Origin of the sequence: Stenotrophomonas terrae (assembly GCF_001431465.1) — a bacterium.
Taxonomy (GTDB): Bacteria; Pseudomonadota; Gammaproteobacteria; order Xanthomonadales; family Xanthomonadaceae; genus Stenotrophomonas; species Stenotrophomonas terrae.
This window is the reverse complement of the sequence record NZ_LDJJ01000075.1, coordinates 1-26,189: the sequence shown is the minus strand read 5'-3', so window position 1 is coordinate 26,189 and position 26,189 is coordinate 1. Positions and strand designations below refer to the sequence as shown.

General features: G+C 64.2%; 19 protein-coding genes. 8 read left to right on the top strand and 11 right to left on the bottom strand.

Annotation, left to right across the window (positions count from 1 at the left end; all coding sequences use genetic code 11):
- Positions 1-234: 234 nt before the first annotated feature.
- The 8 genes from ABB27_RS17730 to ABB27_RS17695 all read right to left on the bottom strand — a co-directional run bounded on the left by ABB27_RS17730 (position 235) and on the right by ABB27_RS17695 (position 8,433).
- The gene (locus ABB27_RS17730; protein ID WP_057630411.1) at positions 235-873 is read right to left on the bottom strand and encodes an RpiB/LacA/LacB family sugar-phosphate isomerase; all 639 of its coding nucleotides are present in this window, start codon (positions 871-873) and stop codon (positions 235-237) included.
- Between the two features lie 117 nt (positions 874-990).
- Positions 991-1,746 (bottom strand): 2-dehydro-3-deoxy-D-gluconate 5-dehydrogenase KduD, encoded by a 756-nt coding sequence (kduD, locus tag ABB27_RS17725; protein ID WP_057630409.1) that lies wholly within the window; start codon positions 1,744-1,746, stop codon positions 991-993.
- Positions 1,747-1,963: 217 nt separating this feature from the next.
- Complete coding sequence (locus ABB27_RS17720; protein WP_082746654.1) at positions 1,964-3,049, bottom strand: LacI family DNA-binding transcriptional regulator; 1,086 nt, start codon at positions 3,047-3,049, stop codon at positions 1,964-1,966.
- A 15-nt stretch (positions 3,050-3,064) separates the two neighbouring features.
- Positions 3,065-4,642, bottom strand: a complete 1,578-nt coding sequence (locus ABB27_RS17715) for a family 43 glycosylhydrolase (RefSeq protein WP_057630414.1) — start codon at positions 4,640-4,642, stop codon at positions 3,065-3,067.
- Positions 4,643-4,729: 87 nt separating this feature from the next.
- Positions 4,730-6,013 (bottom strand): TRAP transporter large permease, encoded by a 1,284-nt coding sequence (locus tag ABB27_RS17710; RefSeq protein WP_057630408.1) that lies wholly within the window; start codon positions 6,011-6,013, stop codon positions 4,730-4,732.
- A 3-nt stretch (positions 6,014-6,016) separates the two neighbouring features.
- Entirely contained in the window at positions 6,017-6,550 is a 534-nt protein-coding gene (locus tag ABB27_RS17705) for a TRAP transporter small permease (protein WP_057630406.1), read from the bottom strand.
- A gap of 13 nt (positions 6,551-6,563) precedes the next feature.
- A complete protein-coding gene (locus tag ABB27_RS17700; RefSeq protein ID WP_083491371.1) occupies positions 6,564-7,568 on the bottom strand; it encodes a TRAP transporter substrate-binding protein in 1,005 nt (334 codons plus the stop codon).
- A 37-nt stretch (positions 7,569-7,605) separates the two neighbouring features.
- Positions 7,606-8,433, bottom strand: coding sequence for a 2-keto-4-pentenoate hydratase (locus ABB27_RS17695; protein WP_057630399.1), 828 nt, complete (start codon positions 8,431-8,433; stop codon positions 7,606-7,608).
- A 140-nt stretch (positions 8,434-8,573) separates the two neighbouring features.
- Here ABB27_RS17695 and ABB27_RS17690 point away from each other — a divergent pair, with 140 nt between their 5' ends.
- From ABB27_RS17690 to ABB27_RS17680, 3 genes are all read left to right on the top strand, one after another.
- Positions 8,574-9,560: an alpha/beta hydrolase gene (locus ABB27_RS17690; protein WP_057630397.1), complete on the top strand. Its 987-nt coding sequence runs from the start codon at positions 8,574-8,576 to the stop codon at positions 9,558-9,560.
- Positions 9,561-9,719: 159 nt separating this feature from the next.
- Positions 9,720-11,321, top strand: coding sequence for a carboxylesterase/lipase family protein (locus tag ABB27_RS17685; protein WP_057630395.1), 1,602 nt, complete (start codon positions 9,720-9,722; stop codon positions 11,319-11,321).
- A gap of 56 nt (positions 11,322-11,377) precedes the next feature.
- Positions 11,378-11,968: a cysteine dioxygenase family protein gene (locus tag ABB27_RS17680; RefSeq protein ID WP_057630393.1), complete on the top strand. Its 591-nt coding sequence runs from the start codon at positions 11,378-11,380 to the stop codon at positions 11,966-11,968.
- Between the two features lie 330 nt (positions 11,969-12,298).
- Here the strand turns inward: ABB27_RS17680 and ABB27_RS17675 are convergent, their stop codons facing one another.
- Positions 12,299-16,102 carry a LamG-like jellyroll fold domain-containing protein gene (locus tag ABB27_RS17675; RefSeq protein WP_057630391.1) on the bottom strand — a complete coding sequence of 1,268 codons (3,804 nt, stop codon included), beginning with the start codon at positions 16,100-16,102 and terminating at the stop codon, positions 12,299-12,301.
- A 140-nt stretch (positions 16,103-16,242) separates the two neighbouring features.
- The gene (locus tag ABB27_RS17670; RefSeq protein WP_057630390.1) at positions 16,243-19,002 is read right to left on the bottom strand and encodes a TonB-dependent receptor; all 2,760 of its coding nucleotides are present in this window, start codon (positions 19,000-19,002) and stop codon (positions 16,243-16,245) included.
- Positions 19,003-19,275: 273 nt separating this feature from the next.
- Between ABB27_RS17670 and ABB27_RS17665 the strand changes: the two genes are divergently transcribed.
- A complete protein-coding gene (locus ABB27_RS17665) occupies positions 19,276-20,298 on the top strand; it encodes a sugar kinase (protein WP_057630389.1) in 1,023 nt (340 codons plus the stop codon).
- Positions 20,285-20,923: a bifunctional 4-hydroxy-2-oxoglutarate aldolase/2-dehydro-3-deoxy-phosphogluconate aldolase gene (gene eda / locus ABB27_RS17660; RefSeq protein ID WP_057630387.1), complete on the top strand. Its 639-nt coding sequence runs from the start codon at positions 20,285-20,287 to the stop codon at positions 20,921-20,923. The genes ABB27_RS17665 and eda overlap by 14 nt, the downstream gene beginning before the upstream one ends.
- Positions 20,924-21,130: 207 nt before the next feature.
- Here eda and ABB27_RS17655 read toward each other — a convergent pair whose 3' ends face one another.
- Entirely contained in the window at positions 21,131-22,990 is a 1,860-nt protein-coding gene (locus ABB27_RS17655; RefSeq protein WP_057630385.1) for a sigma-54-dependent Fis family transcriptional regulator, read from the bottom strand.
- Positions 22,991-23,232: 242 nt separating this feature from the next.
- Here ABB27_RS17655 and adh point away from each other — a divergent pair, with 242 nt between their 5' ends.
- From adh to ABB27_RS17640, 3 genes are all read left to right on the top strand, one after another.
- Positions 23,233-24,762 carry an aldehyde dehydrogenase gene (adh, locus tag ABB27_RS17650; RefSeq protein ID WP_057630384.1) on the top strand — a complete coding sequence of 510 codons (1,530 nt, stop codon included), beginning with the start codon at positions 23,233-23,235 and terminating at the stop codon, positions 24,760-24,762.
- A gap of 108 nt (positions 24,763-24,870) precedes the next feature.
- On the top strand, positions 24,871-25,899 hold the full coding sequence (gene adhP / locus ABB27_RS17645) for an alcohol dehydrogenase AdhP (RefSeq protein WP_057630381.1): 1,029 nt from the start codon (positions 24,871-24,873) through the stop codon (positions 25,897-25,899).
- Between the two features lie 37 nt (positions 25,900-25,936).
- The gene (locus ABB27_RS17640; protein WP_161809670.1) at positions 25,937-26,158 is read left to right on the top strand and encodes a hypothetical protein; all 222 of its coding nucleotides are present in this window, start codon (positions 25,937-25,939) and stop codon (positions 26,156-26,158) included.
- Positions 26,159-26,189 lie beyond the last annotated feature (31 nt).

The following is a 26,189-nucleotide window of genomic DNA, read 5'->3' as shown; positions in this document are numbered from 1 at the left end:
CGCACGCCTCCCCTCTTCCGCCCTACGGGCACCTGCATTCGGCACATCCCTGTGCCTCACCCTTCGGGCGGCTTCGCCGTGCAATCCGGCAATCCCGCCGGATTGTCGTCCCGCAATGGGAGAAGGGCGGAATTCCGAACGCGTGTAGTGTCGGTAGGCGCCACCAGCAACAAACAACAAAGGCGCCCGCAGGCGCCCTTGTCTGCCCGCGAGGGCGCTGCTGCATGCGTTGGCTTACTTGCCCAGCACGCTCTTCACGTAGGCGACGATGTTCTGGTCCTGCGCGTTGTCGAAGAATGCCTTCTGGAAGCGCTCACCACCCACGGCCTGCTTCACCAGTTCCTGGTCGATGGACTTCAGGCCTTCGACGAAGTCCTTGGAAGCGCCCTGCTTCACCTGTGCCAGGATGCCGGCATTGGCCATCTGCGATTCCTTGCGCTCGGCCGGGTAACCCTGGCCGCGCTCACCGGCAAATGCCTTTTCGAAGATGTAGCGGATGTTGATTTCCGCGCCCCAGCCGAAGCCCTTGGCGAACGGCAGTGCCAGCGCGTTGCCGCTGTTGACCTGGGCGAACAGGAAGGCATCGGTCGGCTCGATGCAGTAGCCGCAGTACACGCCCGGCCATGCGTTGAGCGACATCATCGCGCCCTGCCCGGTGCCGCAACCGGCCACCACGAAATCCACGGCCTTGGCATTGAGCAGCAGTGCGGCGCAGATGCCCAGGTGGATGTAGGTCAGGCGGTGATCGTTGTCACCGTCCATGCCGACGTTGTACACGTCGTGGCCCTGTGCGGCGGCGACGGTGTTGAGCTGTTCCAGCACCACCGGGTTCTTGGCGGCCTGGCTGAACTCCTGCATCAATGCGATTTTCATTGCGTGACTCTCTTGATTGAAAAGACTGTGTTTTGAAGGGAGCTCTCAAGCAGGAGCAAAAACCCCCCTTCCGCCCTTCGGGCACCTTCCCCCGCATGCGGGGGAAGGAAAGTGCGGTTAACGCGCCAACCAACCGCCATCCACCGGGATGATCGCGCCGTTGACGTAATCCGAGGCGCTGGATGCCAGGAATACCGCGGTGCCGCCCAGGTCTTCCGGCTTGCCCCAGCGGCCTGCCGGGATGCGGTCCAGGATTGCCTTGTTGCGGTCTTCGTCAGCACGCAACTGCGCAGTGTTGTCGGTAGCCATATAACCCGGCGCGATGGCGTTGATGGTCACGCCCTTGCCTGCCCATTCATTGGCCAGCAGGCGGGTGATACCGGCAATGCCGCTCTTGGACGCGGTATACGAAGGCACGCGCACGCCGCCCTGGAAGGACAGCATCGAGGCGATGTTGATGATCTTGCCGCTGCCCTGGGCGATGAAATGCTTGCCGGCCGCCTGGCTCATGAAGAAGGCGGACTTGATGTTGACGTTCATCACGTCGTCCCAATCCTTCTCGCTGAAATCCACGGCATCGGCGCGGCGGATCAGGCCGGCGTTGTTGACCAGGATGTCGACGCGGCCCAGACCGGCAATCGTTTCGGCAACCACGCGCTCAACCGGCTCGATGCTGATCAGGTTGGCTTCGATGTTGAGGAAGCGGCGGCCCAGCGCGCGCACCTTGTCGGCGGTCTCGTCGGCCGGGACGATGCCGGCGCCGGCAATATCGGCACCGGCGGCGGCCAGCGCCAGCGCGATGCCTTGGCCCAAGCCGGTATTGGCACCGGTTACCAGGGCGACCTTGCCTTCGAGACTGAATGGATTCGTCATGCTGTTCCTCTCCCAGAGCGGTAGTTCGATGGTGCTGGCGGCGGCGGGCGCCGTAGCGGGGCGATGGCTCCGGGGTGGGCCCGGTCAGCGCATCTGTCCAGTGGCCCGCTACTGCATTCGGCGGGCCTGCCAGACGATTCTAGCCAATTATGGAAACCGGTGTCATTTTGCACTGCAAGATAAGCGATTTCCTTTGCAAAACAAAAACTTGGGGTGCTCAGTCCTGCGGCGGCTGGCAGGAATCGCGCACGATCAGATGCGGGCGTACGCTGGCCATTGGCATGGCGTTCTTGCCCTCGGGCTGGATCAGCATCGCGGCCGCTGTACGCCCGGTGTCACGGGTATTGCGGCGCACCGAGGTCAACGACGGCCACAGCCGCGAGGCCAGCGGGCTGTCGTCGTAGCCGACCACCGACAATTCACGCGGAATGCTGATGCCGGCACGCATGGCGACCTTGTAGACGCCGGCGGCCATTTCATCGTTACCGGTGAAGATGGCGGTCGGGCGCTGCTTGCCCAGCAGCAGCTTCTCGGCGGCGGCCACACCGGATTCGAAGGTGTAGCCGGCCTCGATGATGCGTGCTGGCGGCAGCTCGATGCCACGCCGTTCCAGCGCCTCGATGAAACCGGCGGTGCGTTCATGCGCCGAACGGTAGGCAGTGGGGCCGGTGATCAGGGCGATATCGCGGTGGCCCAGTGACAGCAGGTAGTCGGCCGCCTCGGCCGCACCGTCACGGTCGTGGGTGATCACCATCTGCGAGGTTTCATCCAGCGGCAGCGCGGCGATGCGGGTGAAGCGGCAGCCGATTTCATCCAGCATGTCGGCCAGCGCCTGGTCTTCGGAGGCACGCGGCACCAGGATCACGCCGTGCAGCTTCTGCTGCTGCACGAAGCGCTTCACGCCCTCGATGTAACCGGGGCTGCGGGTGTCGCAGGGGTGTACCACCAGCTCGAAGGTGGAGCCGCGCAGCGCGTCCAATGCACCGTTCTGCATGTCCACCACGTATTGCGCGGTGGGGTTGTCGTAGACCATGCCGATCAGGAACGAGCGCCGGAACGCCAGGCCACGCGCCAGCGGATCGGGCGTGTAGCCGACCTCGCGCATCAACGCCTCGACCTTGTCACGGGTGTCTTTGCGCACCAGCGGCGAGTTGTTGATGATCCGCGAGACGGTTTTCTTGGAAACACCCGACAACCGCGCGATGTCGTTGATGGTGGCGGGCCGCCCCAGTGACTGGGGCGTGGCGGCGACGTCGGCTTTCTTGCGCAAGGGGATGTCCTTGAAACCGTTCAATACATTCATTCTATCGGGCCGCGCTCAATCCAATGCGCGGTAGCGGAACTGGCGGAAATGCACCTTGCCGTTGCCGCCAGCGTAGATGGCCGGCTTCAGCGCAAGGAATTTCCCCGCCACATTGTGATGGTAGCCGGAGACTTCCATCTGAACAGGATACTTCTGCCAGCTGCTGCCGTCCTTGGAACTGTGGATGGTGAGGATATGGCGGTTGTTGGTTACCCGCAGCCACAGCTTGCCGCCGGTGGCGCTGGGCTGGGGCCGGGTGGGGCGCTCCTCGCCATAGCGGTGCAGGATGAACTGTTCGCCATTGCTGCCGACGCCGGCATACAGGCGGTCGCTGTAGAACAGCAGGGCACCGCCGAACGCACCCGGCTCGATGTCCATCTCCACTTCGAATTCATAGGCCACGTCGCCGGCAATGGCAGTCAGCGGTGAGCTGTCGCGCGGGGTCGTACCCTTGCCCTGCAGGCTCATGCCGTTCTGGTCGAAGGACAGGCGCTGGTATTCGTCGCGGGCCGGGTTGAAAAACGACCACTGCGGGCCAAGCTTGCCACCCTTGAAGTCATCGGACAGCGCCATGCCATGCGGCACGGCCTCACCGGAAGGCTTGGCCAGCGGCGCACCAAGATCGCCGCCCTTGGCCACGAACCAGCCATCGGCGGTCCATTCGATAGGCTCCAGCAGCATCTGCCGGCCCAGCGTCCAGTAGCCGTTCTCATAGCCGTGGTACATCATCCAGCCGCGTCCGTCGGTACCCTCGATGAGGGTGGCATGGCCGCGTGACCACCACGGTTCATCGCGGTTGACGGTGCGGGTGATGGGGTTGTTCGGCGCGTTTTCCCACGGCCCGTGGATCGAACGCGAACGTGCGGTGATGACCATATGCCCGGTCGGCGGGCCGGCGGTGCCGCCCACGGCGGTGGTCATGTAATACCAGCCATTGCGCTGGCTGATCTTCGGGCCCTCCTGGGCATAGGACTCCACGTCCCAGCTTGCCGGGTAACGCCAGCCGTCATACACGTGCCTGGGCTTGCCGACCACGCTCAGGCCATCGTCGCTGATCTGTACGTAATCACCGCCGGACAGGAACAGGTAGCGCTTGCCGTCTTCGCCGACGGCGTGGCCCGGGTCGATGTAGCCGGACAGGCCGATGTCGATCGGCTCACTCCACGGCCCCTTGATGTCATCGGCCCAGACCACGAAATTGCTGCGCGACTCGCCGGTACGGGCCGGGAAGTAAATGTAGTAGCGGCTGCCGTGCTTGATGATGTCCGGTGCCCAGATCGCGCCGACATTGGTGGTGATGGCATGGCCCAGCGGCTGCCAGTTCACCAGGTCGCGCGAATGCCAGATCGGCAGGCCGGGGTAGGCGTCGAACGAAGACAGGGTGAGGTAGTAATCGTCACCGTCCTTGAGCACCGAAGGATCCGGGTGATCGCCGGCCAGCACCGGGTTGAGGAAGCTGCCATTGCCCAGATCGGCCATGCGCTGGTGCTCGATGCCACGCTTCGAGGCGGTCTGTGCATCGGCGGCCCAGGCTGGTGCGGCGGCAAGCAGGCAAACCGTGGCCAGCGCGGCCAGGGTACGGGTCACGTTCATCGTCATCTCCAGGTTGAAGGCGCGGCGCACAGGCCAACGCCAAGGCACGTTGCAGGCAGGCGCGAACCTGCCCGCAGCGCGCGTGCATCAGCTACGCAGCAGGGCCGGCAGCCACAACGACAGTTCGGGGAAGAAGGTCACAATCAGCAACACCACCAACCCCGCCATCCAGAACGGCCAGATGGTCTTCATGCTTTCGCCCACGCTGATCTTGCCGATGGCGGTGCCGATGAACAGCACCGAGCCCACCGGCGGCGTCACCAGACCAAGACCACCGGTCAGTACCAGCACCAGGCCGAAGTGGATCGGGTCGATGCCATAGGCCTTGGCCACCGGCAGGAAGATTGGCGTGCAGATCAGGATCATCGGCGCCAGGTCCATGAAGGTGCCCAGCAACAGCAACATCACCACGATCATCAGCAGCACCATGTACTTGCTGTGGGCAAACGACTGCAGGAACTCCACCGCCGCTGCCGGCACCTGCAGGTAGGCCAGCAACCAGCCGAACACCGCGGCGGTGGCGATCACGAACAGGATCACACCGGTGCTGCGTGCCGCATGGATGACGGTCTCGAAGAACTCCTTGATGCGCAGCTGGCGGTACAGCACGGTGGTTACCAGCAAGGCGTAGACCACGGCAATGGCGGCCGACTCCACCGCGGTGAAGATGCCGGCGCGGATACCGAAGAAGATCAGGCCGACCAGGCCCAAGCCGGGCAGGGCGGCAACCAGCCGCAGCAGCACCGCACGCCAGCCCGGGAAAGCCTCCACGCCGTAGCCACGGCGACGTGCAACCACATAGCCGGTGACCATCAGCACCACCGTCATCAACAGCGCCGGCATGATGCCTGCGGCAAACAGATCGGCAATGGACAGGCCACCACCGGCGGCGGCCGAGAACAGAATCAGGTTGTGCGAAGGCGGCACCAGCAGCGCCACCAGTGCGGCGGTGATGCTGACGTTGACCGCGAAATCACGGTCGTAGCCGCGCTTGACCATCTGCGGAATCATCGTGCCGCCTACCGCCGACACGTCGGCAATGGCCGAGCCGGAGACGCCGCCGAAGAACAGCGAAGACAGGATGGATACCTGCCCCAGCCCGCCACGCATGCGCCCGACCAGCGACGAGGCCAGCGAGATCAGCCGCTCGGAAATACCGCCACGCATCATGATTTCACCGGCGAAGATGAAAAGCGGAATGGCGATCAGCGAGGCCGAGCCGGTGCCGGCGGAAATCTGCTGCACCATCACGATGCTGGGCAGGTCCAGGTACAGCAAGGTGGCCAGCGAAGCGGCCGCCAGGGCATAGGCCACAGGCACGCCGATCAGCAACAGCACGCCGAACACGGCAAAGAGAATTGCGATACCCATGACTCAGCGGTCTCCTTCAGCGTTGGCGGTCTTGCCGGCGCCAGCACGCAGCGACAACAGCAGGCGATTGAGCGCGAACACCGCCATCAGCGCACCACCGATGCTCAGCGGCAGGTAGTTCACGCTCTGCGGCAGGTTGGCGCCGGCGGTCTTGATGTGCAGGCCATCCAGCCACAGCACCCAACCCCAACGGGCGAGGAAGCCGCCAATGGTGGCGACGATCAGCGGCACCAGCGCATCGATGACGCGCTTGACCAGCGGATGCAGCTGCTCGGCCAGCAGGAAGAAGCCGAAATGGCGGTTGGTATACACGCCAGCGGCCGCGCCCATGCTCATCGTGGTGCTGAGCAGCAGCAGGGTGACCGGCTCGGTCCAGCTCGGCGAATCGTTGATCACATAGCGGGCAAAGACCTGCCAGCCCTGCACCAACACCAGCCCGAGCAGGGCCGCCACGGCGATGTAGATGACCACGTCGGCGAGTTTTTCCAGCACACGCTGGAAGCCTGCCGGGGCCGTTTGTACGTTGGAATCGGACATCGGTACGGCCCCCTCAGGCGAAGTCGCGGATGCGACGGTGCAGCGCGGCGATATCGGCCTGCTGCAGGTAGTCACGCAGCAATGGCGCAGCAGCGGCGCGGAACGCCGGCATGTCCACTGCATTGGACTTCACCCCGGATGCCAGCACCGCTTCACGGGCCTTGTCTTCGGATGCGTCCCAAGCGGTGCGCATCACCTGCACCGACTGCCGCGCCAGCTCGATCACCAGGCGGCGATCGGAAGGGCTCAGTGCATCCAGGCTGCGGCGCGACATCAGCAGGATGTCCGGCGCATACGAATGCTGGCTTTCGGACCAGTAATGCGCGGCCTCGAAATGGCGGCTGGAATGGAAGCTGCGCATATTGTTTTCGGCGCCGTCGATCATGTGCGTCTCCATGCCGGAGAACGTGTCGCCCAGCGACATCGGCGTGGGGTTGGCACCGAACAGACGCATCAGCTGCAGGAAGATGTCCGAGCTGGCCACGCGCAGCTTCAGGCCATGCAGGTCCTTGGGCTCAACAATCGGATGCTTGGTGTTGTAGAAGCTGCGTGCGCCGGAGTCATAGACCGCAAGGCCGACCAGCTCGCGGCTTTCAAAGCCCTGCAGCACCGCATCGGCAATGCCGCCATCCAACGCGCGGCGCATATGTGCAACCGAGTCGAACACATACGGCAGGCACAGCGCGCGGGTCAGCGGAAACGCATTGTTGAGCGCCCCGGAATAAACGCGGGTGATGTCGATGGCACCGAAGCGGGCCATGTCGATCGCCTCGGACTCGCGGCCGAGCTGGCCGGAGTGGAACTGGTTCAAGCCCAGGCGGCCGCCGGTTTCGCGGCGCAGCTGTTCGCCGATCCACTTGACCGCGGTGACGGTCGGGTAATCGGCCACGTGTACATCGGTGGCGGTCAGCAGCTGGCTGCCGCCGGCTACACCCTTGCTGCCTGCCGAGCAGGCGGCAAGTGCCGGTGCGGCCAATGCCCCCATGCCGGTTTTGAGAAAGCCTCTTCGAGTAACCATAGCGCCCTCCAACGCGTTGCTACCGTGGCTGCCGGGATTACCCGGCCGGCACAGCCTTGCAGGAAATGTCGCCGTAACCGGCGAAGCGAATCAATGCCAGCTGGCCCACGGCGATGTCGTGGATGCCGGTGGCGTTGCCGGTGGCGATCAGCTCACCCTTCTTCAACGGCCGGCCACGCTTGGCCGAACGCGACAATGCAAAGGCATAGGCCGCACGCAGGCCGCCGGGCAGGGTACTGGCGCCACCGGTGCCGACCACCACGCCGTCGATCTCGGTCTGTGCGCGCAGCTCCGGCTCGTCGCAGCGGGTCCAGTTCGGTACTTCGCCGCCCAGCACCAGGCCGTTGTTGTTGCCGAAATCGGACACCACCACGCGCGGGCCCAGCACGTTGATGGTCTTGAGCGGGCTGCTGGCCACTTCCACGCCGATGAGCAGACGCGCCGGCAGCGCTTCGGCTTCTTCCGGGGTCCAGTCCAGCTTGTCGGCCGGTGCATCGGCCTGCAGTTCCAGCACGTATTCGGCCTCTACCGCGGCGAAGCCGCCGGCGGCCGCAAATACCGGGATCTCCACGATGCTACCGGTAGCATTCCAGAGATTGCGCTTGAAAATCGGCCCAAGCAGGCGGTCGTCACCGGAGTTGTCGCGACGCTCGGCAGCGATATAGCCCACTTTCCAGCCGACCACGCTGTCATCCCAGCGGCCGATGGCCAGGTCCTGCACCTGATAGGCGGTGACCAGGTCTTCCGGGATTGCACCCGGGAAATCCGGAAGCGAACGGCCGTCGCGGCGTGCTTCCACAAAAGTGCGGGCAATCTCGTCCAGCGCGGCGCTTGCCTGCTGCTGGCTGCCTTGGTCGTTGCTCAAGTGCGTCTCCTGGTGACTTTGTTGCACTGCCCATCGACAGTGCCGTGACTGGCTGTATAAGGTAAACCGGTGTCATCTGACAATGTGCAGTGCACCAGAAGCTGTACCGCGCCACCACCATCCATCCGATCCCAGCCCTTATGATTCGACTGAAACCCCTGCGCCAGTTGGCTTTCGCCGCCTTTATCGCATTTCTGCCGGCGGCCGCAACGGCCGCCACCGCGAGTGAACCTGCAGAGGGTTCCGCCGAGCGCATCGCGCTGTGGCCGCAAGGTATGGCACCGGGGGACAAAGCGCTGCCGCAGGCGCAGCGCATCGTCGAACGCAGCGCCGATCCGGCGCTGCCGGACCGCTATATCGAGCATGTCAGCACGCCCTACCTTGTGGCCTATCGCCCGGCCAGGCCCAATGGCAGCGCGCTGCTGGTGATCCCCGGCGGCGGCTACCAGCGGGTAGTGCTGGACAAGGAAGGCACGGCGCTGGTGCCTGCCTTGGCGGAGCAGGGCGGGGTGACCCTGTTCGTGCTGCGCTACCGGCTACCCGGCGAAGGCCGCGCCGATAGGGAGGCCGCACTGGCCGATGCGCAGCGCGCGATGCGGCTGGTCCGTCACCGCGCCACGGAATGGGGCCTGCACCCGCAGCGTATCGGCACGATGGGTTTCTCGGCCGGCGGACATCTCGCAGCACGGCTGGGCAATGGCTTTGACCGCAGTGTTTACCCGCACAGCGATGTGATCGACGCAGAAAGCGCGCGCCCCGATTTCCAGCTGCTGATGTACCCGGTCATCACCATGCGCGGCGACGACGTACATGCAGGCTCGCGCCAGCGCCTGTTGGGCAACACGCCCAGCGACGCACTGCTGCAGCAGTACTCGATGCAGCTGCAGGTACGCGCGGATACGCCACCGACCTTCCTGCTGCATGCCGCCGATGATGACGTGGTGCCGGTAGGCAACAGCCTGCAGTTTTACGACAGCCTGCGCAGTGCCAAGGTCAGCAGCGAAATGCACCTGTTTCCGCACGGCGGCCACGGCTTCGGCACCCGCGGCACCGCAGGCCTGACCACCGCCGCCTGGCCGCAACTGGCGCTGAGCTGGATGGCATCGCAGACAACTCAACCGAAGTAGCGCTCAAGCCCCTCTCCCTGCGGGGTGAGTACGGTCGCCTGCGAACCACCGGTTCGCGACCCCACGAACGCCCTCGCGCCAGCGCGAGGGCCGGGGCGCGAAGCGGGGGTTGGGGAGAGGGCGAAGCACGCCCAGTCCCCGCCATTCCAGGACAAAACCATGCCCCAGAACCCAAACAACCCGGCCCGCCGCAGTTTCCTCCAGCAAACCACCCTGTTGGCCGCAGCAACCAGCCTTGCCACCCTCAGCAACAGCAGCTGGGCCAGCACCACCAGCCCCATCGCCCGCGTCCGCAGCGGCCGCCTCGCCGGCCAGACCGAAGCCGGCGTACACGTCTTCCGGGGCATCCCCTACGGCGCCGACACCGCACCACGCCGCTTCCAGTCCGCGCTGGTTGAACAACCCTGGCGCGGCGTCCGCGAGGCCCTCGACTACGGCGCAGCCGCACCGCAGACCGGCAGTGAAGGCCCGGGCAGCGAAGACTGCCTTTACCTCAATGTGTGGACGCCAGCCCTGCGCGACGGCGGCAAGCGGCCGATCCTGTTTTATATCCACGGCGGCGCCTACAACAACGGCTCCGGCAGCGACCCGCTGTATGACGGCAGCAACCTGTGCCGGCGTGGCGACGTGGTGGTGGTCACGGTCAATCACCGGCTCAATCTGTTCGGCTATCTCTACCTGGCCCAACTCGGCGACGAGCACTTTGCCGACTCCGGCAATGTCGGCCAGCTTGATCTGATCCAGGCGCTGCAATGGCTGCGCCAGCACGCGGCCGAGTTTGGTGGCGATGCCGACAATGTCACCGTGTTCGGCCAATCCGGCGGTGGTGCCAAGATCGCCACGCTGATGGCGATGCCGGCTGCAAAAGGCCTGTTCCATCGCGCCTGGACGATGAGCGGCCAACAGGCCACCGCCGCTGGCCCACGTGCGGCCACCCAGCGCGCGCAGCTGGTGCTGGAGCACTTCAAGACCGACGCCGATGCATTGCGGCGCATGCCGATGCAGCAACTGCTGGAAGCGGTGAAGGTGCGCGATCCCTCGCGGGTGGAGAACAGCAGCCTGTATGTCGGCCCGGTACTGGACGCACGCAATCTGCCGGTGCATCCGTTCTGGCCGCAGGCAGCGCAGCAGTCGGCGACAATCCCGATGGTGATCGGCAATACCCATGACGAAACCCGCGCCTTCCTCGGCAATGATCCAAAGAATTTCGAACTGAGCTGGGAAGAATTGCCGGCCAAGCTCGAGGCGCAGCAATACGTGGATCTGTTGCCGTCGGTGGTGATCGCTGAATACCGCCGGCTATACCCGCAGTATTCGCCGTCGGAGGTGTTCTTTGCCGCCACCACCGCTGGCCGCTCCTGGCGCGGTGCCGTGGAAGAACTGGAAGCACGCGCGCGCCAGGGCGCACCGACCTGGGCCTATCAACTGGACGGCTATGATCGCGACGGCGATGCTGCCAAATTGCGTGCCTTCCATACCCTGGATATTCCGCTGGTGTTCCACAACAACGCCCAGCCCGGTTCACGCACCGGCAGTGGTGCGGCGATGCAGCAGCTGGCAGACACAATGAGTGATGCACTGCTGGCCTTCGCTCGGAATGGCGACCCCAACCATCCCGGGCTGCCGCAGTGGCAGCAGCATGCGCTGGAGCGCCGGCAGACAATGCTGTTCGATACCCGGAGCAGACAGATGGATGATCCGCGTGGTGGCGAGCGCCGGCTCTATCAACAGGCACCCTTCATCCAGCGCGGCACGTTCTGAACAGGCGAGCAGATAGTTTCAACGGAATCTTTACCTGCCTTGCCTAGACTGCGGCAATGACATTGCATTGCCCGCATCCCGAATTTGCCGGACGCCAGCGCCTGTTGGATGGCATTGATGCCGCCCTGCAGGCGAGCGACACCCACGTCGCCGTTGCCCGGATCCAACGCGTACTGGAGCAGGCCATCCGCGATCCGCAGATCGTGCTGCCGGCCTGCGTGCATGCACCGTTGCACGGCCACTACGCGCGCCGCGAGATCTACCGCAGCCCGCAGCATGGCTACAGCATCATCGCCATGACCTGGGGGCCGGGGCAGGGCACGCCGCTGCATGACCACGACGGCCTGTGGTGCGTTGAAGGCGTGTGGCAGGGCACGTTAGAGATCACCCCCTACCGGATGCTGGAGCGCGATGGCGAGCGCTACCGGTTCGCCCCGCGTGACTGCCTGCAGGGCTGCAAGGGCAGTGCGGGTAATCTGATTCCGCCGGATGAGTTCCATACGCTGCGCAACAGCGATGCCGAGCGGATCGCGATATCGGTGCACGTCTACCAGAGCGTGATGGAACGCAGCCACGTATTCCAACCGATTGGAGATGCCCCGCGCTGGTATGCGCGTGAGTGCAGGGAATTGGGCTTGGACGCGTAATCGGCGCGCAGGGTTTTGTGGGAGCGGCGAAGCCGGCACGCCTGTAGTGCCGAGCCATGCTCGGCAGAGGCTTTCCCGGTAATGCCACCTGCCGAGCATGGCTCGGCACTACAGTTGGCGCCGGCGCTTTTGGCTTTTGGCTTTTGGCTTTTGCTCCCTTCTCCCCTTGTGGGAGAAGGTGCCCGAAGGGCGGAAGAGGGGAGGCGTGCGGAGCACGCTCGCTTTTGAGCGAATACAAGCAGCGATCTTCGATCGCGTCCCCTCTCCCCAACCCCTCTCCCGCAAGGGGAGAGGGGCTTCAAAGCCTCGAAGCATCAAGGCTCCGGTTAATCAACGCGTCGACAGCGGCAACCGGTTATTAAGCTTCGTCACCTCAGCCCCATCCCCCTCAAGGCCCACCCGCACACTCGCCCCCTCACGCTTGAAGCCAACAGGCAATGCCAGCTCAACCGTCACTGTGCGCGGCACCAGGTCCAACGGCGCTTCCAAGGCAGGCACCGCAACCCGCGCAACTTCACGGCCGCGCGCATCCTCAAGCACCGCATAGCCAGCACTGGTGCCCACATGCCCCAGGCTGTGCACGGTCAGCAATACGCGCTCGCCCTCTATCTTCAGATCGCCGCGGCCAATACCCAGGTCGGCGCGTGTCTCCACCGGCGTGCCCGCTGTCACCAGCTCGAACTCGAATACCTGGCTTTGCTTCGGCGCAAACCGCAATTGCGTGCTCGCGCTCTTCTCCAGCAGCAGCTCACGCACTTCCGCCTTGCCGTCGATCACATCATCACCGTCACGATCGACGCCACTGCGCACCCGCCAGGTGCCGGCAGCGATGTTCCAGCCGGTCATCGTCGCGTCCAGCGGCGTGTTGCCCAGGTTGTAGGCGATCACCTTGAAGCGCTCGCGTGAGGGCGCATGCACCAGCAGGGCGACCTGCTCGGCACCCTCAGGCTGGGCGAACTGCCAGCTGACGGTATGTCCCGGCCAGCTCTGGTTACGCTTCAGGCCGATACCGCCCAGGCGCAGGCGCTGCAGGAACTCGCTCGGCGCCTCGACGCGGTCGCTCCACCAGTGGCCTTCGGTGTTCATGTACTCGCGCTGCGCCTTGGCCTGGATGCCATCGGCATGCAGCGCTTCCAGGTACTTCTTGTCACCGGTCTGCTGCCAGGCACTGATCGCAGCAAAGCCACTGCCGCCCTTGTCGGCGTCGGCCAGCAACCGCTTGCCCCAGTCCTGCTGTCTGCCGAGTACATCGACGTAGTTCTCGCCCAGATTGGACAGCACGCCCGGCCCACTACGCAGCACGCGGTAGTCCAGCGCCTGCAGGTACTTGGCATCGCCGCTCCAACGCCACGCGGCCCAGAACGTATGCATCACATCGCCGCTGCCCGAGCCCTGGTTCAGCTCACCACCGCGGGTCTTGCCGGTGGCCCAGTTGATTTCATTGGGCAGGGTGAAGCGGCCCTTGTCGTCGGTATAGGCGTGGGCCAGATAGCCGTCAGCAAGGCCGGTGACCAGCTTGCGGCCGGTGGGATCGGCGTTGTACTCGCCGATCAGGAAGGCCGGGTGCAGGGCTGGGAACGAATACGGCTTCTGCCACTGCCAGTTCGGCTCGCGGTAGACCTTGTTGCCACCAAACCAGTTGCTGGAGAACAGCAGGTTGCCCTGCGGGTTGCGCAGGATGATGCGCTCGTCGAAGGCCTTCACCGTTTCCATCAGGCGCTCGACGGTGAGCGGGTCACCCCAGTTGAGGTAGAGCATCGCGCTATTGGCGTTGATGCCTTCCTCGTAAGCGTGCAGTTCGTCGGTCTCGATGGTGCTCAGGCCATTGGAGAACATGCCGTTCTTGTAGACCGCGTCCGACAGCGCGGTCAGCGAGGTGTTCAGCCGCTCCGGTTCAACCCCCATCAGCGCCAGCCCCGGCCATTGCTGGACCAGATCCGAGTCGTCGGAAATACCGCCGCCGAAATCGCCGTAGGGCACCTGTCGGTTTTCAATCCACCAGTCGACGAAGCGACGCACGTATTTCAGGTCTTCCACCTGGCGGAACGCCCACAGCGGCACACCCTTGGGCGGCAGTGGCTGCTCGAACGGCGGCTTGCCCTGGCTGTTGTAGCTGATGTAGTTCCAATACAGACGGCCAAGTTCATGCTCGGGATCAACCCGCAGCAGATCACTCAGGTCGGCATAGACGCGCGCGTACAGACGCTGGCGCTTGGAGGTGGTGTGTTCCTCGACCAGGAAGCCCCAGTTGTCACGCACCTGGTTGAAGCGGTCGGCAACGTGCTGCTTGGTCGCCTCTTTGCGGTCCTTGAAGACAAGCCGCACTTCGCCACCATCCAGCGATGCGGCATTGAAGCCCGGTGCCGCCGAGGCCACCGAGATCCACAGGCTGTCGGCGGTGAGGATGCGGTCGCGCAGATCCAGCCACAACGTGCGTGCCTGGCCCGGCTTCACCGACACCGAGACATCAATCATGTCGCGTGCCGGCCAGATCGGGTCCTTGATGCGGATGTTCAGCGGAATCAGGCCGTCATGCGTAGCCGGTAGATCCAGGGCCGGGATATCGATGGCCACGCCATCGAGGCCATCGTGCATGTTTTCCCAGCTATGCGCCCAGCTACGGATCAGCGGCTGTGCGGCCGGCGCGTCACCCACACCGGACGGAACCAGCACGTGCACGATCGGCATTGGCTTGGCCGGCAGACTGTCGGCGCCGCGCTTGCGCGAACCCGCGCCCTTGGGCAAGGCCATCACCGTGCTGCGCTCGTCCGGCGCGAAGCGACCGTCGATGTAGTCACGCAGGCTTGCGATGTTGATGTAGTCCGGCAACACGTTGCTGTCGATCTGGTAGCGCTGCTTGACCGTGCCCTCCGGCTCGGCGGTGTCGCTGACCTGATAGCCCCAGATTTCCTGGATGGGCGTTTCCTGCGCGGTGTTGAGGAAGTGCAGCGTGCCACCCACCTGATCGGCGAAGCTGTCGACGCTGCGCACCACGCCCTGCGGACGATTGAACAAGGTTCCTGCGGTGCCCTTCAGTTCACCATAGGCGGCACCGCGCATCTCGATGCGATTGATGGTTTCGCCTGCCGGCACGGTCAGGTCAAGTTGCTGGCCACCTTCAACATAGGTGTTCCAGTCCGGCAGCTGCATATAGTCATTGCGGCCGGGCAGGCGCGAACGGTTGTAGACGCCAGGCCAGGTGGTTTCGGCAATGCCGTCGGTGCCTTTCCACATCCACTGCAGCTTGTCCTTGACGTCGGCAAACTCGACCTTGCGGATCGTTGTCGTCGCTGCGCTCAGTACCGGTGGCGGCGCGCCTTCCCAGCCATAGCGGTGCCACCAGGCACGCTGCGACGCGGTCCCGGTCTCGGCACTGCGTGGTTCGGCATTGCGTGCAAGCGCGGCGACGCCGTTGGCATCGAGCATGCGGTCGTAGACGCGGATCTCATCGAAGTCGCTGCCGCGCAGAAAGTTGTAGCGGCTCTGCACCTGGTAGGGCGCCATCACCCGCCCGGCGAGGCCGAACTGGTCCAACGCGGCATCGTAGTCACCGGTGGTCGCCGCCTGCGCGACTTCGCGGCCATCGACGAACAGCTTGACGCCCTTGTCTTCATCCCAGGCAAAGGCGATGTGCTGCCACTGCTCGGGCGAAGGATTGCTGTCGAGCTTGAACGAGACGCGGGTGCGGGCCAGATTGGCATCGGTGACGAAGGCATCGAAGCCGTGGCCGTTCCAGTCGATGCGCAGCCAGGCCATGTCCCAGCTGCTGTGGTCGGCATAGCCGACACGGAAGATCACGAACGGGGTTTCACCCACCGCGTAACGCGAGCGCCAGAAGAACGACAGCGTGCCGCGTTCGGCCTGGATATTGCCGGGTGCGTTCCACGACAGCACGCCATCGTCCTGCCACTGGATGGCGCGGCCATGCGCACCGTCGTCGACAAGGCTGACCTTGTCCTGGAAGTTGGGGGTGGCGTCGCCGCGTGCGCTGTCAGCAACGAAGCCCTGGTCCGCGGATACGTGGAACAGCAGCTGCGGCGAGGAAGAAGCCTGCGCTGCTGTCGGGAGAGCCAACAGCAGCGCAGAAGCCAGAAGCAAGGGGCGGAATACTGGGCGGGTGGAACGTGAAAGCATCGTGCGTCTCTTGGTGGCGTGCGGCGTGGGTACAACGCCGCATGCGGTGGGCCAAGTTAGCGACGCCAACGCGTCTGCACATTCTGCGTCGCACCATTGAAAGCCCCTCCCGGCGTTGCGCCGGGAGGGGCATCACAACATCAGAACTTGTAGCGGAAACCCAACAGGTACTGACGGCCGGTCTCGGTGTAGTACAGCGGCAGCTGGCCGGTGGCCGGCGACTGCACCCACTCGTCATAGCCTTCGTTGGTCAGGTTGATCGCTTCCAGGCTCAGTTCCACCTGGTCGCTGATCTTGTAGCGCAACGAGGCATCAACCACGGTGGTGCCGCTGACGCCATGCACGCCGTCGACGTTGAAGCCGACTTCCGCACCTGGCACCGCCGTCAGATAGTCATCACGATTGGTTGCCGAGATACGTCCGGCGAACTTCTCGCCTTCATAGAACAAGGTAGCGTTCCAGGAGCTGCGCGACAGGCCCAGCAGGTCCTGCTTCAATGCCAGGTCGCCATTGCTGTCCGGATACTTGATGTTCGACTCCACCCAGGTGTAGTTCAGCTGCATACCCAGGTTGGACCACTTGCCTGGCAGGAAGGTGAAGGGCTGAACATAGTTCGCCTCCACGCCACTGAGGTCGCCGCCCTTGGTGTTGATCGGCGTGGTGAAGGTGAAATCGTCATTGACGGTGGCACCCGTGCCATCCAGAAGCGAAGCCGGCAGCCCACTGCTGGCATACGAGCGGACTTCCTTCAGGTTGTAGATGGTGCTCTCGATGTCCTTGTAGAACAGACCGAGGCTGGCCATCGCGCCTTCATTGAAGTACCACTCGAAGCCGAGATCGATATTGGTAGCGCGGCTCGGATCAAGCGCCGGATTGCCGCCACTGACGGTACGCGCGCCACCTGCAACGGCCACGGTCACACCGGGGGTCAGGTTGCCCAGACCCGGACGCGTCATCACCTTGGCAGCGCCCAGACGCACCAGGAAATCCGGCGTGATTTCGGCGACCAGGTTGAACGAGGGCAGGGTGTCGTCGTACTTGCGGCTGGCCGTTGCCGGCGTGGTCACACCGTTGACCAGGCCTGACCCCACCGAGCTCTGCTTGGTCTCGACATAGCGGACGCCGAAGTTGCCGGACAGTGGAATGGAACCCAGGTCAGTGGAGAACTCGCCCATCAACCAGACACCGCGATCTTTTTCTTCGACACTGCGCGTATTGTTCAGGCGCGGCGCCACCGCGAACATTCCGCTGTTGCTGTAGATGTCGAGCAGGTCGGCGATTGCATTGAGATCCGGCACCACCCAGTTGGACGGATAGCCCTGGAAGCCCTTCAAGCCGGCCTGCGAGGTCAAGTCACCCGGGACAAACTTGGTGCCGTCGGCGAAATCCGGCACCGTGGCTTCGGCCGCGCGGCGCAGTTCCACCGTCTTGAAGCTGTAGTCCTTGGCCAGCACGCCGCCCTTCAGACGGAAGCCGGGGCTGATGTTCCAGTTGAAGTCGAGCTGAGCGGTGTCGAAATCATTGTCCACGTACTGCGGGCGCAGGCGGATCTCGGCCAGCGTCCAGCCATTCGGGTCGGTTGGATCGATACCGTAGTTCAGCACCGGGCGATTCATGTTGCCGCGGTAGTCGTAGCTGAAGCCATCGACGTCGAACTTGTCCATGATGACCGTGGTCTGCACCGGGTTTTCATGGGCCGAGCGGGTGCTGCCAACCTTGCCGGAAATGCTGAAATCATCATTGAAGCGATGCTTGAAGTTCAGGCTTACCTGCTTGAACTCGGTGCTCCACTCGTCATGGCGGTTCTCCGAGCGGATGTCGACGTTGTCGAACACACCATAGACCAACGCGTTGTTGCGGACCTCACCGTCTTGAACGATGGTCTGCGGCTTGCCGCTACCCGAGCGACTGAAGGAAATCGCCTCGATGTAGTGCTCGTCGCGCTCGGCATCGATCTTCGAGTACAGCGCATCCAACGAAAGCTCGGTAGCGTCCGTGGGCTTCCACTGCAGCGAGCCGGTCACGCCCAGGCGCTTCTGCATGTGCTCCATCTGCACATAGCGCGGGAAGCGGGGGTGGAAAGTGTCAGCGGAGAGTGCCTCGGTAAACGGCGAACTCTTGTTGAAACCACCATTGCTCGGGCCATTGGCCCAACGGCCGGTGTTGGAACCTTCTTCCAGCGCCTGGCGCTCGGAATAGGCCACCGACAGCAGCGCGCCAAACGTGCCATCGGCAAACGTGTTGGCGATCAACGCAGCAACACGCGGGTCCGCCTTCTGCGCCATGTCGTTGTAGCTGGCCTGGCCGCTGGCAGCGAAGGTGAAGCCGTCATAGTCGAACGGGCGCGCGGTGTTCAGATCGACCGTTGCACCCAGCGAGCCTTCCTCCACATCGGCCGATGCGGTCTTGCGCACGATCAGCTGCGAGAACAGGTCGGAGGCGAACACATTGAAGTCGAAGCCACGACCGCGGTTGGTACCGCCGGTCTGGTCACCGGACCCGACCGTCGACAGCGCCTCCATGCCATTGATGCGCACCCGGGTGAAATCCGAACCCAGGCCGCGCACGGTGATGCTGCGGCCTTCACCGGCATCACGCGCGATCACCACACCGGGAATGCGCTGCAGTGACTCGGCCAGATTCAGGTCCGGGAACTTGCCGATGTCCTCGGCGACGATGGCATCCACTACCCCGGCTTCGCTGCGTTTGATATCCAGCGCCTTCTCCACGCTGGCGCGATAACCGGTGACGGTCACCGCATCCAGTTCGGTGGCGGCGGTGCCGCTGGTGGCCGGCGCAGCTGCATCCTGGGCCATGGCAACGCCGGCCTGCAGGGCCAAACTGATCCCCAACGCGAGCAAGGTAACCGGTGTCTTTTTCTGCGTGTTGCGTGGCTTCATATGCTTCCCCTCTCCAAGGTTTACATGCGATGCAGTGGCTCCGGCTTGTGCTTTTCGTCGGATGACACCGCTGGTCAAAACGGAAAGTAGCAGCTGCGTGAAGAGGGAGCATCTTGCACTGCAACAGGAGCCAAACAGGGCGAAAACCTTTGTCTGAGGGACATTGGCGGACGGTAACACGGGCAGACAAGGGGACAGTGGCGGGCAAATGACACCGATAGTCAATCAGCCGTGCCATGATGCGCGCCGATCGACAAGGAGACAGGAATGCCAATGATTTCCCCCCGTGTTGTGTGTTTCGGCGAGCTGCTGCTGCGCCTGGGCGCGCCCGGCAACCAGTTGCTGCTGCAGTCGCCCGCGCTGGACGTGCATGCCGGCGGTGCCGAGGCCAATGTCGGCGTGTCACTGGCGCACTTCGGCCATGAGGTGGCAATGATCAGCGTGGTGGCCGACAACCCACTGGGTGCGGCGGTGGCCGGTGAACTGCGCCGCCATGGCGTGGACACCAGCCGCGTGCGCCGCAGTGACGGCCGCATGGGCCTGTACTTCCTCACCACCGGCGCCGGCCACCGTCCCAGTGAAGTGGTCTATGACCGCGCCGACTCGGCCTTTGCCAGCGCCCGCGCCGACAGCTACGACTGGCCGGCACTGCTGCAGGGCGCGCAGTGGCTGCACCTGTCCGGGGTCAGCCCGGCGCTGGGCATGGAAGCGGCGCAGGCCACCCTGGCTGCCGCACGCGCCGCCAACGAACGCGGCATCAAGGTCTCCTTCGACGGCAACTTCCGGCCCAAGCTTTGGGAACGCTGGGGCGGCGACGCCAAGGCGATCCTGCGCGACCTGTTTGACTGCGCGCATATCGTGTTTGCCGACTACCGCGACATTGGGGTGGTGCTGGGCGGCGAGTTCAACCAGAGCGAGCCGCAGGCACGGGTGGACGCTGCCGCCGCGATGGCGTTTGCGGCGTTTCCACGCCTGCAGTACATGGCCTGCACGCAGCGCACCGCGCACAGCGTCGGCCACCATTCGCTGGGCGCGATGCTGCTCGGTCGTGATGGCAGCCGTGCGCTGGCGCCGGCCGAGGAGCTGACCGATATCGTTGACCGCATCGGCGGTGGTGACGCGTTTGCAGCCGGCGTGCTGCACGGCCTGATCGAAGGCATGGATGCGGAAACCACGATCCGTTTCGGTCTGGCCGCAGGCTGCCTGAAGCATTCCATTCCCGGTGATTTCAACCCTGTCGGCGTGGCCGACGTCATGGCCCTGATGGGCGAAGGAAAGTTCGATGTCCGGCGCTGATCCGCGCGTACGCGCAGTGCTCAAACTGGCCCCGGTGATTCCGGTGTTCACTCCCGAAAACGTCGACGATGCGGTGCAGGTGGCGCAGGCCTTGTTCAATGGCGGTTTGCCGGTGATCGAAGTCACCCTGCGTACCTCGATTGCGATGGATGCGATCAAGGCCATGGTCGAAGCGGTGCCCGATGCGGTGGTGGGTGCCGGCACCGTGCTGACGCCGGCACAGATGGAGAAAGTGAAGTCCGTCGGCGGCCGCTTCGCAGTGTCGCCGGGCGCAACCGACACGCTGTATGCGGCAGCACGCGCTACCGACCTGCCGTTCCTGCCCGGCGTTGCAACCTCGTCCGAACTGATGCGCGGGCTGGAGCACGGCCTGGATACGTTCAAGTTCTTCCCGGCGGTGCAGGCCGGCGGCGCGGCGATGTTGTCGGCCTGGAATGGGCCATTCGGTGATGTGCGCTTCTGCCCCACCGGCGGCATCAGCGCGCAGACTGCGTCGCAGTTCCTGCACCTGCCGAATGTGCTGTGCGTGGGCGGTTCGTGGTTGACCACGCGTGAGCTGCTGCAGGCGCGTGATTGGAAGGGGATTGAAGCCTTGGCGCGTGCTGCGGCGGTGTTGCCGGGGTGATGGGGGGTTGAGGTTGGCTTTGGGTCAACGTCAAAGACTTACCCCTCCCCAACCCTCCCCTTGCCTTCGGCAAAGGGAGGGGGCAGAAGCTGCAGTCGCTCGCGGTCTTGCAGGCCGCCGAAACCACTCCCTCCCTTTCGCATAGCGAAGGGGAGGGTCGGGGAGGGGTGCTGTTGCTGTTGCTGTTGCTGTTGCCGTTGCTCAGCTCTAAAGCTTCAAACGCCGATACAAAGTACTGCGATTAACCCCCAACCTTTTCGCCGCCAAACTGACATTGCCATCGCAGGCCGCCAAGGTCTGCCGCATCACATCCAGGGCCAGCTCCTGCAGGCTGCCATCCACCACCGGCACCGCAACAGCGCGCTGCGTAGCGCGTTGCAGATACTCCGGCAACAGCTCCACATCTATCGCCGCCCCCGGCTCGGTCAATGCCACCAGGGTGCGCAGGCACGCCGCCAGTTGGCGCAGATTGCCCGGCCAGTCATAGCCAAGCAGAGCGGTCTCAGCCGCCGCGCTGAACTCCCGCCCCTGCGCCAAGGGCTGCCACATCGCCTGCAGCAACTGCATCCGGTCCTGCGTATCACGCAGCGGTGCCAGCCGCGTCACGTGGTCGGCAATGCGGTAATACAGATCCGAACGGAAACGGCCTTCGTCCATTGCCTGCTGCAGATCGCAGTGGGTGGCGCAGATCAGCATGAAATCCAGCTTGACCGGCTTGCCGCCGCCCAGCGGTGACAGCTCGCGGTCCTGCAATACGCGCAACAGCCGCGGCTGCAAGGCCAGCGGCATATCGCCGATTTCATCGAGGAACAACACTCCGCCCTGTGCCTGCCGCAACAGGCCCTGGCTGCCCTGGCGGCGGGCACCGGTGAAGGCGCCTTCCTCGTAGCCGAACAGTTCGGCTTCGATCAATCCTTCCGGCAAGGCCGCGCAGTTCACCGCGACGAAGGGCTTGCCGCTGCGGCTGCCCTGCGCATGCAGCGCGCGTGCGGCCACTTCCTTGCCGGTGCCGGTTTCACCCTGCAACAGGACCGGCAGGCCGGCCTCCAGGACACGGCCGGCACGCAGTAGCTGTTCGCGTTGGCTGGCATCGAATACCACTGCGGGCGCTGCCACCACTACTGCCAGTGGGCGTGCCAAGGGCTGCTCAACGCTCAACGCGCGCGAACGGGTTTTCGGTGTGGCCGCCTCCAGCTGACCATGCAGCACGCGGCCACTGCGATCCTGCAGCATGCCCTCATCGCGCATCCGCGACAGTGGCACCTCGAACAGCGCTTCATACGAAGCGCGGCCGATATCCCCACGTTCCAGCCCGAACAACCGCAGGCCAACACCATTGGCGGCGACCAGGCGGCCATTGCGGAAGCCCAGCAGCGCTTCGCCGGCAGTGCCCAGCAGGGTGCGGTCGTGGTGCAGGCGCAGCAGCTCGCACTCAGCCAGACCATTCTCAAAGAACCGGTGCTCGATGCGGTTGGCGGCCAGCCGCGCCAGGCCCATCGCATGCATCTGCTGCACGCTGGCCGGGCCGCTGATATCGAGCACGCCAGCCAGCTGCCCGTGCGGGTCGTGGATGGGCATGGCCGAACAACTGAGGATGCCGTGCGGGGCGAAGTAGTGTTCGCCGCCGCGCACTTCCACCGCGCGGCCTTCGACGATGGCGGTGCCGATGGCATTGGTGCCCACCGCCGTTTCGCTCCAACACACACCCGGCATCAAGGCCACGCGCCCGGCCTTGTCGAGAAAGCCGGCGCTGCCTTCAGCGTTGAGGATCCAACCGCTCTCATCGGTGAGCAGCACGATGCTGCCGGTACTGGCGGCGTGCGCGGCCAGCCCGTCCAGCTCGGCACGCGCCAAACGCCACAGGCGCTCATGGCGTTCGCGCAGCTCACGCAGGTTGTGGCCAGGCAGGGGTTCCAATGCGGGCTCGGCATCCACCGCCAGACCGCTGCGCTGGCAGCGCCGCCAGGACTGCAGGATGGTGTCGGGCACGGTGCCCACGGGCGTGGTGCCGCGCTCGAAGAACGAGCGGCGAGCGTTGCCCACGCGGTGTTGCAGTGCCAGTGCCATGAGCGCTCCTGTGTCGCATTTTGCGACAGCTGTTCAAACCACTGTCCCGATTAACAGCACAGCCGCGCTGGCACTGCAATCACTGGCCGTTTCGCAGCGCAGCAAAATCCGAGCACCGGCCCGGCCGGCGTTGCGTTTGTGGGCTGCCGCGTTGCAGCAGGCCGAACTTGGCACCGCTCTTGCGCCTGTTACCGGCACCGCCACACACGCGGCCCACACACCGCCGAACCGGAGATCCCACAATGAACGCAGTCCTGTCCGCCAAGCCGCACGCCACTGATCCACAATCGCTGTTCAAATCCCGCTACGGCAACTACATCGGCGGCCAATGGGTGGCCCCACGCAGTGGCCAGTATTTCGACAACATCACCCCGATCACCGGCAAGGTGTTCACCCAGGTGGCGCGCTCCAATGCCGAGGACGTGGAGCTGGCACTGGATGCTGCGCACGCCGCCAAGGATGCCTGGGGCAAGCGCTCCACCACCGAGCGCGCCAACATCCTCAACCGCATCGCCGACCGCATCGAGGAAAACCTCGAACTGATCGCCCATGCTGAAACCTGGGACAACGGCAAGCCGATCCGCGAAACGCTCAACGCCGACGTGCCGTTGATGGCCGACCACTTCCGCTATTTCGCCGGTGCCCTGCGCGCGCAGGAAGGCAGCCTGTCGCAGATCGACAACGACACCGTGGCCTATCACTTCCACGAGCCGCTGGGCGTGGTCGGGCAGATCATCCCGTGGAACTTCCCGCTGCTGATGGCGGCATGGAAGCTGGCGCCGGCACTGGCCGCCGGCAACTGCGTGGTGCTGAAGCCGGCCGAGCAGACGCCGGCCTCGATCCTGGTGCTGATGGAAGTGATTGGCGACCTGCTGCCGCCGGGCGTGCTCAATATCGTCAACGGCTTCGGCCTGGAAGCCGGCAAGCCGCTGGCCAGCAGCCCGCGTATCGCCAAGATCGCCTTCACCGGCGAAACCAGCACCGGCCGGCTGATCATGCAGTACGCCAGCCAGAACCTGATCCCGGTGACGCTGGAGCTGGGCGGCAAATCGCCCAACATCTTCTTCGCCGACGTGATGGTCGAGGACGATGATTTCCTCGACAAGGCGGTGGAAGGTTTCGTGATGTTCGCCTTCAACCAGGGCGAGGTCTGCACCTGTCCGTCGCGGGTGTTGATCCAGGAATCGATCTACGAGAAGTTCATGGAGCGTGCGTTGGCGCGGGTGGCGGCGATCAAGCAGGGCAACCCGCTGGACCCCAACACCATGGTCGGCGCGCAGGCCTCGCAGGAGCAGCTGCAGAAGATCCTGTCCTATATCGAAATTGGCAGGGCCGAAGGCGCGGAAGTGCTGATCGGTGGCGAGCAGAACCAGCTCGACGGCGATCTGGCCGACGGCTTCTACGTCAAGCCGACGGTGTTCAAGGGCCACAACAAGATGCGTGTTTTCCAGGAGGAAATCTTCGGGCCGGTGGTATCGGTAACCACCTTCAAGACCGAAGAAGAAGCGCTGGAAATCGCCAATGACACGCTCTACGGCCTCGGCGCCGGGCTGTGGAGCCGCGATGCTTCACGCCTGTACCGCATGGGCCGTGCGATACAGGCCGGGCGGGTGTGGACCAACTGCTATCACGCCTATCCGGCACATGCTGCATTCGGCGGCTACAAGCAGTCGGGCATCGGCCGCGAGAACCACAAGATGATGCTCGACCACTACCAGCAGACCAAGAACCTACTGGTCAGCTATTCGCCGAAAAAGCTCGGTTTTTTCTGAACCGAAACCAGATCGCGTCCGCGCTGGCTGGCCGGGCGTGATCTGGATCAAGGCGCCGGGCCAGGCTTGGCGTCAAGCTGGACTTATCCCCACAAAGGAGATCGATTGATGGACAAGACGATGAAAGCCGCCGTGGTCCGCGAATTCGGCAAGCCGCTGGTGATCGAAGAAGTCACCGTGCCACGCCCGGCCGCTGGCGACATCCTGGTCAAGATCGAGGCCTGTGGCGTCTGCCACACCGACCTGCACGCCGCCGAAGGCGACTGGCCGGTAAAGCCCAATCCCCCCTTCATTCCCGGCCACGAGGGCGTAGGCCATGTGGTCGCGGTGGGCGAGGGCGTCACCCACATCAAGGAAGGCGACCGCGTCGGCATTCCGTGGCTGTATTCGGCCTGTGGCTATTGCGAGCACTGCCTGGGCGGCTGGGAAACCCTGTGCGAGGCGCAGCAGAACAGCGGTTATTCGGTGAACGGTGGTTTCGCCGAGTACGCGCTGGCCAACGCCAACTACGTGGGCCACCTGCCCAAGGAAGTGGGCTTCGTCGAGATCGCACCTATCCTCTGCGCCGGTGTCACCGTCTACAAGGGCCTGAAGGTCACCGACACCAAGCCCGGTGACTGGGTGGCAATTTCCGGCATTGGTGGCCTCGGCCACATGGCGGTGCAGTACGCCAAGGCGATGGGCCTGAACGTGGCTGCGGTGGATATCGATGACGGCAAGCTGGCGCTGGCCAAGCGCCTGGGTGCCAGCATCACCGTCAACGCCCGCAACACCGACCCGGCGGCCTTCCTGAAGAAGGAAATCGGCGGCGCACATGGCGCCCTGGTCACCGCGGTATCGCCGAAGGCGTTTGAACAGGCTCTGGGCATGGTGCGCCGTGGCGGCACGGTGTCCTTGAACGGCCTGCCGCCGGGCGACTTCCCGCTGGACATCTTCGGCATGGTGCTCAACGGCATCACCGTCCGCGGCTCGATCGTCGGCACCCGCCTGGACCTGCAGGAATCGCTGCAGTTCGCCGCCGAAGGCAAGGTCGCCGCCACGGTGAGCACCGACAAGCTGGAGAACATCAACGACGTCTTCAAGCGCATGCACGCCGGCGCGATTGAAGGCCGCGTGGTGTTGGATTTCAACGCCTGATCGCAACCGGCCAGCACACCCGCACCTCCCCCGGGGTGTGCTGGCTGGATTGCTTTTGAGGGTTTTTGGTTTTTGGTTTTTGGTTTTGGTTTTGGTTTTGGCTTTTGCTTTGGCTTTGGCTTTGGCTTTGGCTTTTGCTTTGGCTTTTGCTTTGGCTTTTGCTTTGGCTTTTGCTTTGGCTTTTGCTTTGGCTTTGGCTTTGGCTTTGGCTTTGGCTTTGGCTTTGGCTTTGGCTTTGGCTTTGTCACTTTTGTCATAGCTGTGTGATGGTACTTCAGTAGATTCTCTCA

What these genes read in the sequence shown, in the direction of transcription:
- ABB27_RS17715 (WP_057630414.1), bottom strand. Translation starts at nt 4,642, where the DNA reads ATGAACGTGACCCGTACCCTGGCCGCGCTGGCCACGGTTTGCCTGCTT.
- ABB27_RS17665 (WP_057630389.1), top strand. Translation starts at nt 19,276, where the DNA reads ATGATTTCCCCCCGTGTTGTGTGTTTCGGCGAGCTGCTGCTGCGCCTG.
- ABB27_RS17670 (WP_057630390.1), bottom strand. Translation starts at nt 19,002, where the DNA reads ATGAAGCCACGCAACACGCAGAAAAAGACACCGGTTACCTTGCTCGCG.
- ABB27_RS17710 (WP_057630408.1), bottom strand. Translation starts at nt 6,013, where the DNA reads ATGGGTATCGCAATTCTCTTTGCCGTGTTCGGCGTGCTGTTGCTGATC.
- ABB27_RS17685 (WP_057630395.1), top strand. Translation starts at nt 9,720, where the DNA reads ATGCCCCAGAACCCAAACAACCCGGCCCGCCGCAGTTTCCTCCAGCAA.
- ABB27_RS17730 (WP_057630411.1), bottom strand. Translation starts at nt 873, where the DNA reads ATGAAAATCGCATTGATGCAGGAGTTCAGCCAGGCCGCCAAGAACCCG.
- ABB27_RS17680 (WP_057630393.1), top strand. Translation starts at nt 11,378, where the DNA reads ATGACATTGCATTGCCCGCATCCCGAATTTGCCGGACGCCAGCGCCTG.
- ABB27_RS17690 (WP_057630397.1), top strand. Translation starts at nt 8,574, where the DNA reads ATGATTCGACTGAAACCCCTGCGCCAGTTGGCTTTCGCCGCCTTTATC.
- adh (WP_057630384.1), top strand. Translation starts at nt 23,233, where the DNA reads ATGAACGCAGTCCTGTCCGCCAAGCCGCACGCCACTGATCCACAATCG.
- ABB27_RS17655 (WP_057630385.1), bottom strand. Translation starts at nt 22,990, where the DNA reads ATGGCACTGGCACTGCAACACCGCGTGGGCAACGCTCGCCGCTCGTTC.
- ABB27_RS17700 (WP_083491371.1), bottom strand. Translation starts at nt 7,568, where the DNA reads ATGGTTACTCGAAGAGGCTTTCTCAAAACCGGCATGGGGGCATTGGCC.
- adhP (WP_057630381.1), top strand. Translation starts at nt 24,871, where the DNA reads ATGGACAAGACGATGAAAGCCGCCGTGGTCCGCGAATTCGGCAAGCCG.
- ABB27_RS17675 (WP_057630391.1), bottom strand. Translation starts at nt 16,102, where the DNA reads ATGCTTTCACGTTCCACCCGCCCAGTATTCCGCCCCTTGCTTCTGGCT.
- ABB27_RS17705 (WP_057630406.1), bottom strand. Translation starts at nt 6,550, where the DNA reads ATGTCCGATTCCAACGTACAAACGGCCCCGGCAGGCTTCCAGCGTGTG.
- eda (WP_057630387.1), top strand. Translation starts at nt 20,285, where the DNA reads ATGTCCGGCGCTGATCCGCGCGTACGCGCAGTGCTCAAACTGGCCCCG.
- ABB27_RS17720 (WP_082746654.1), bottom strand. Translation starts at nt 3,049, where the DNA reads ATGAATGTATTGAACGGTTTCAAGGACATCCCCTTGCGCAAGAAAGCC.
- kduD (WP_057630409.1), bottom strand. Translation starts at nt 1,746, where the DNA reads ATGACGAATCCATTCAGTCTCGAAGGCAAGGTCGCCCTGGTAACCGGT.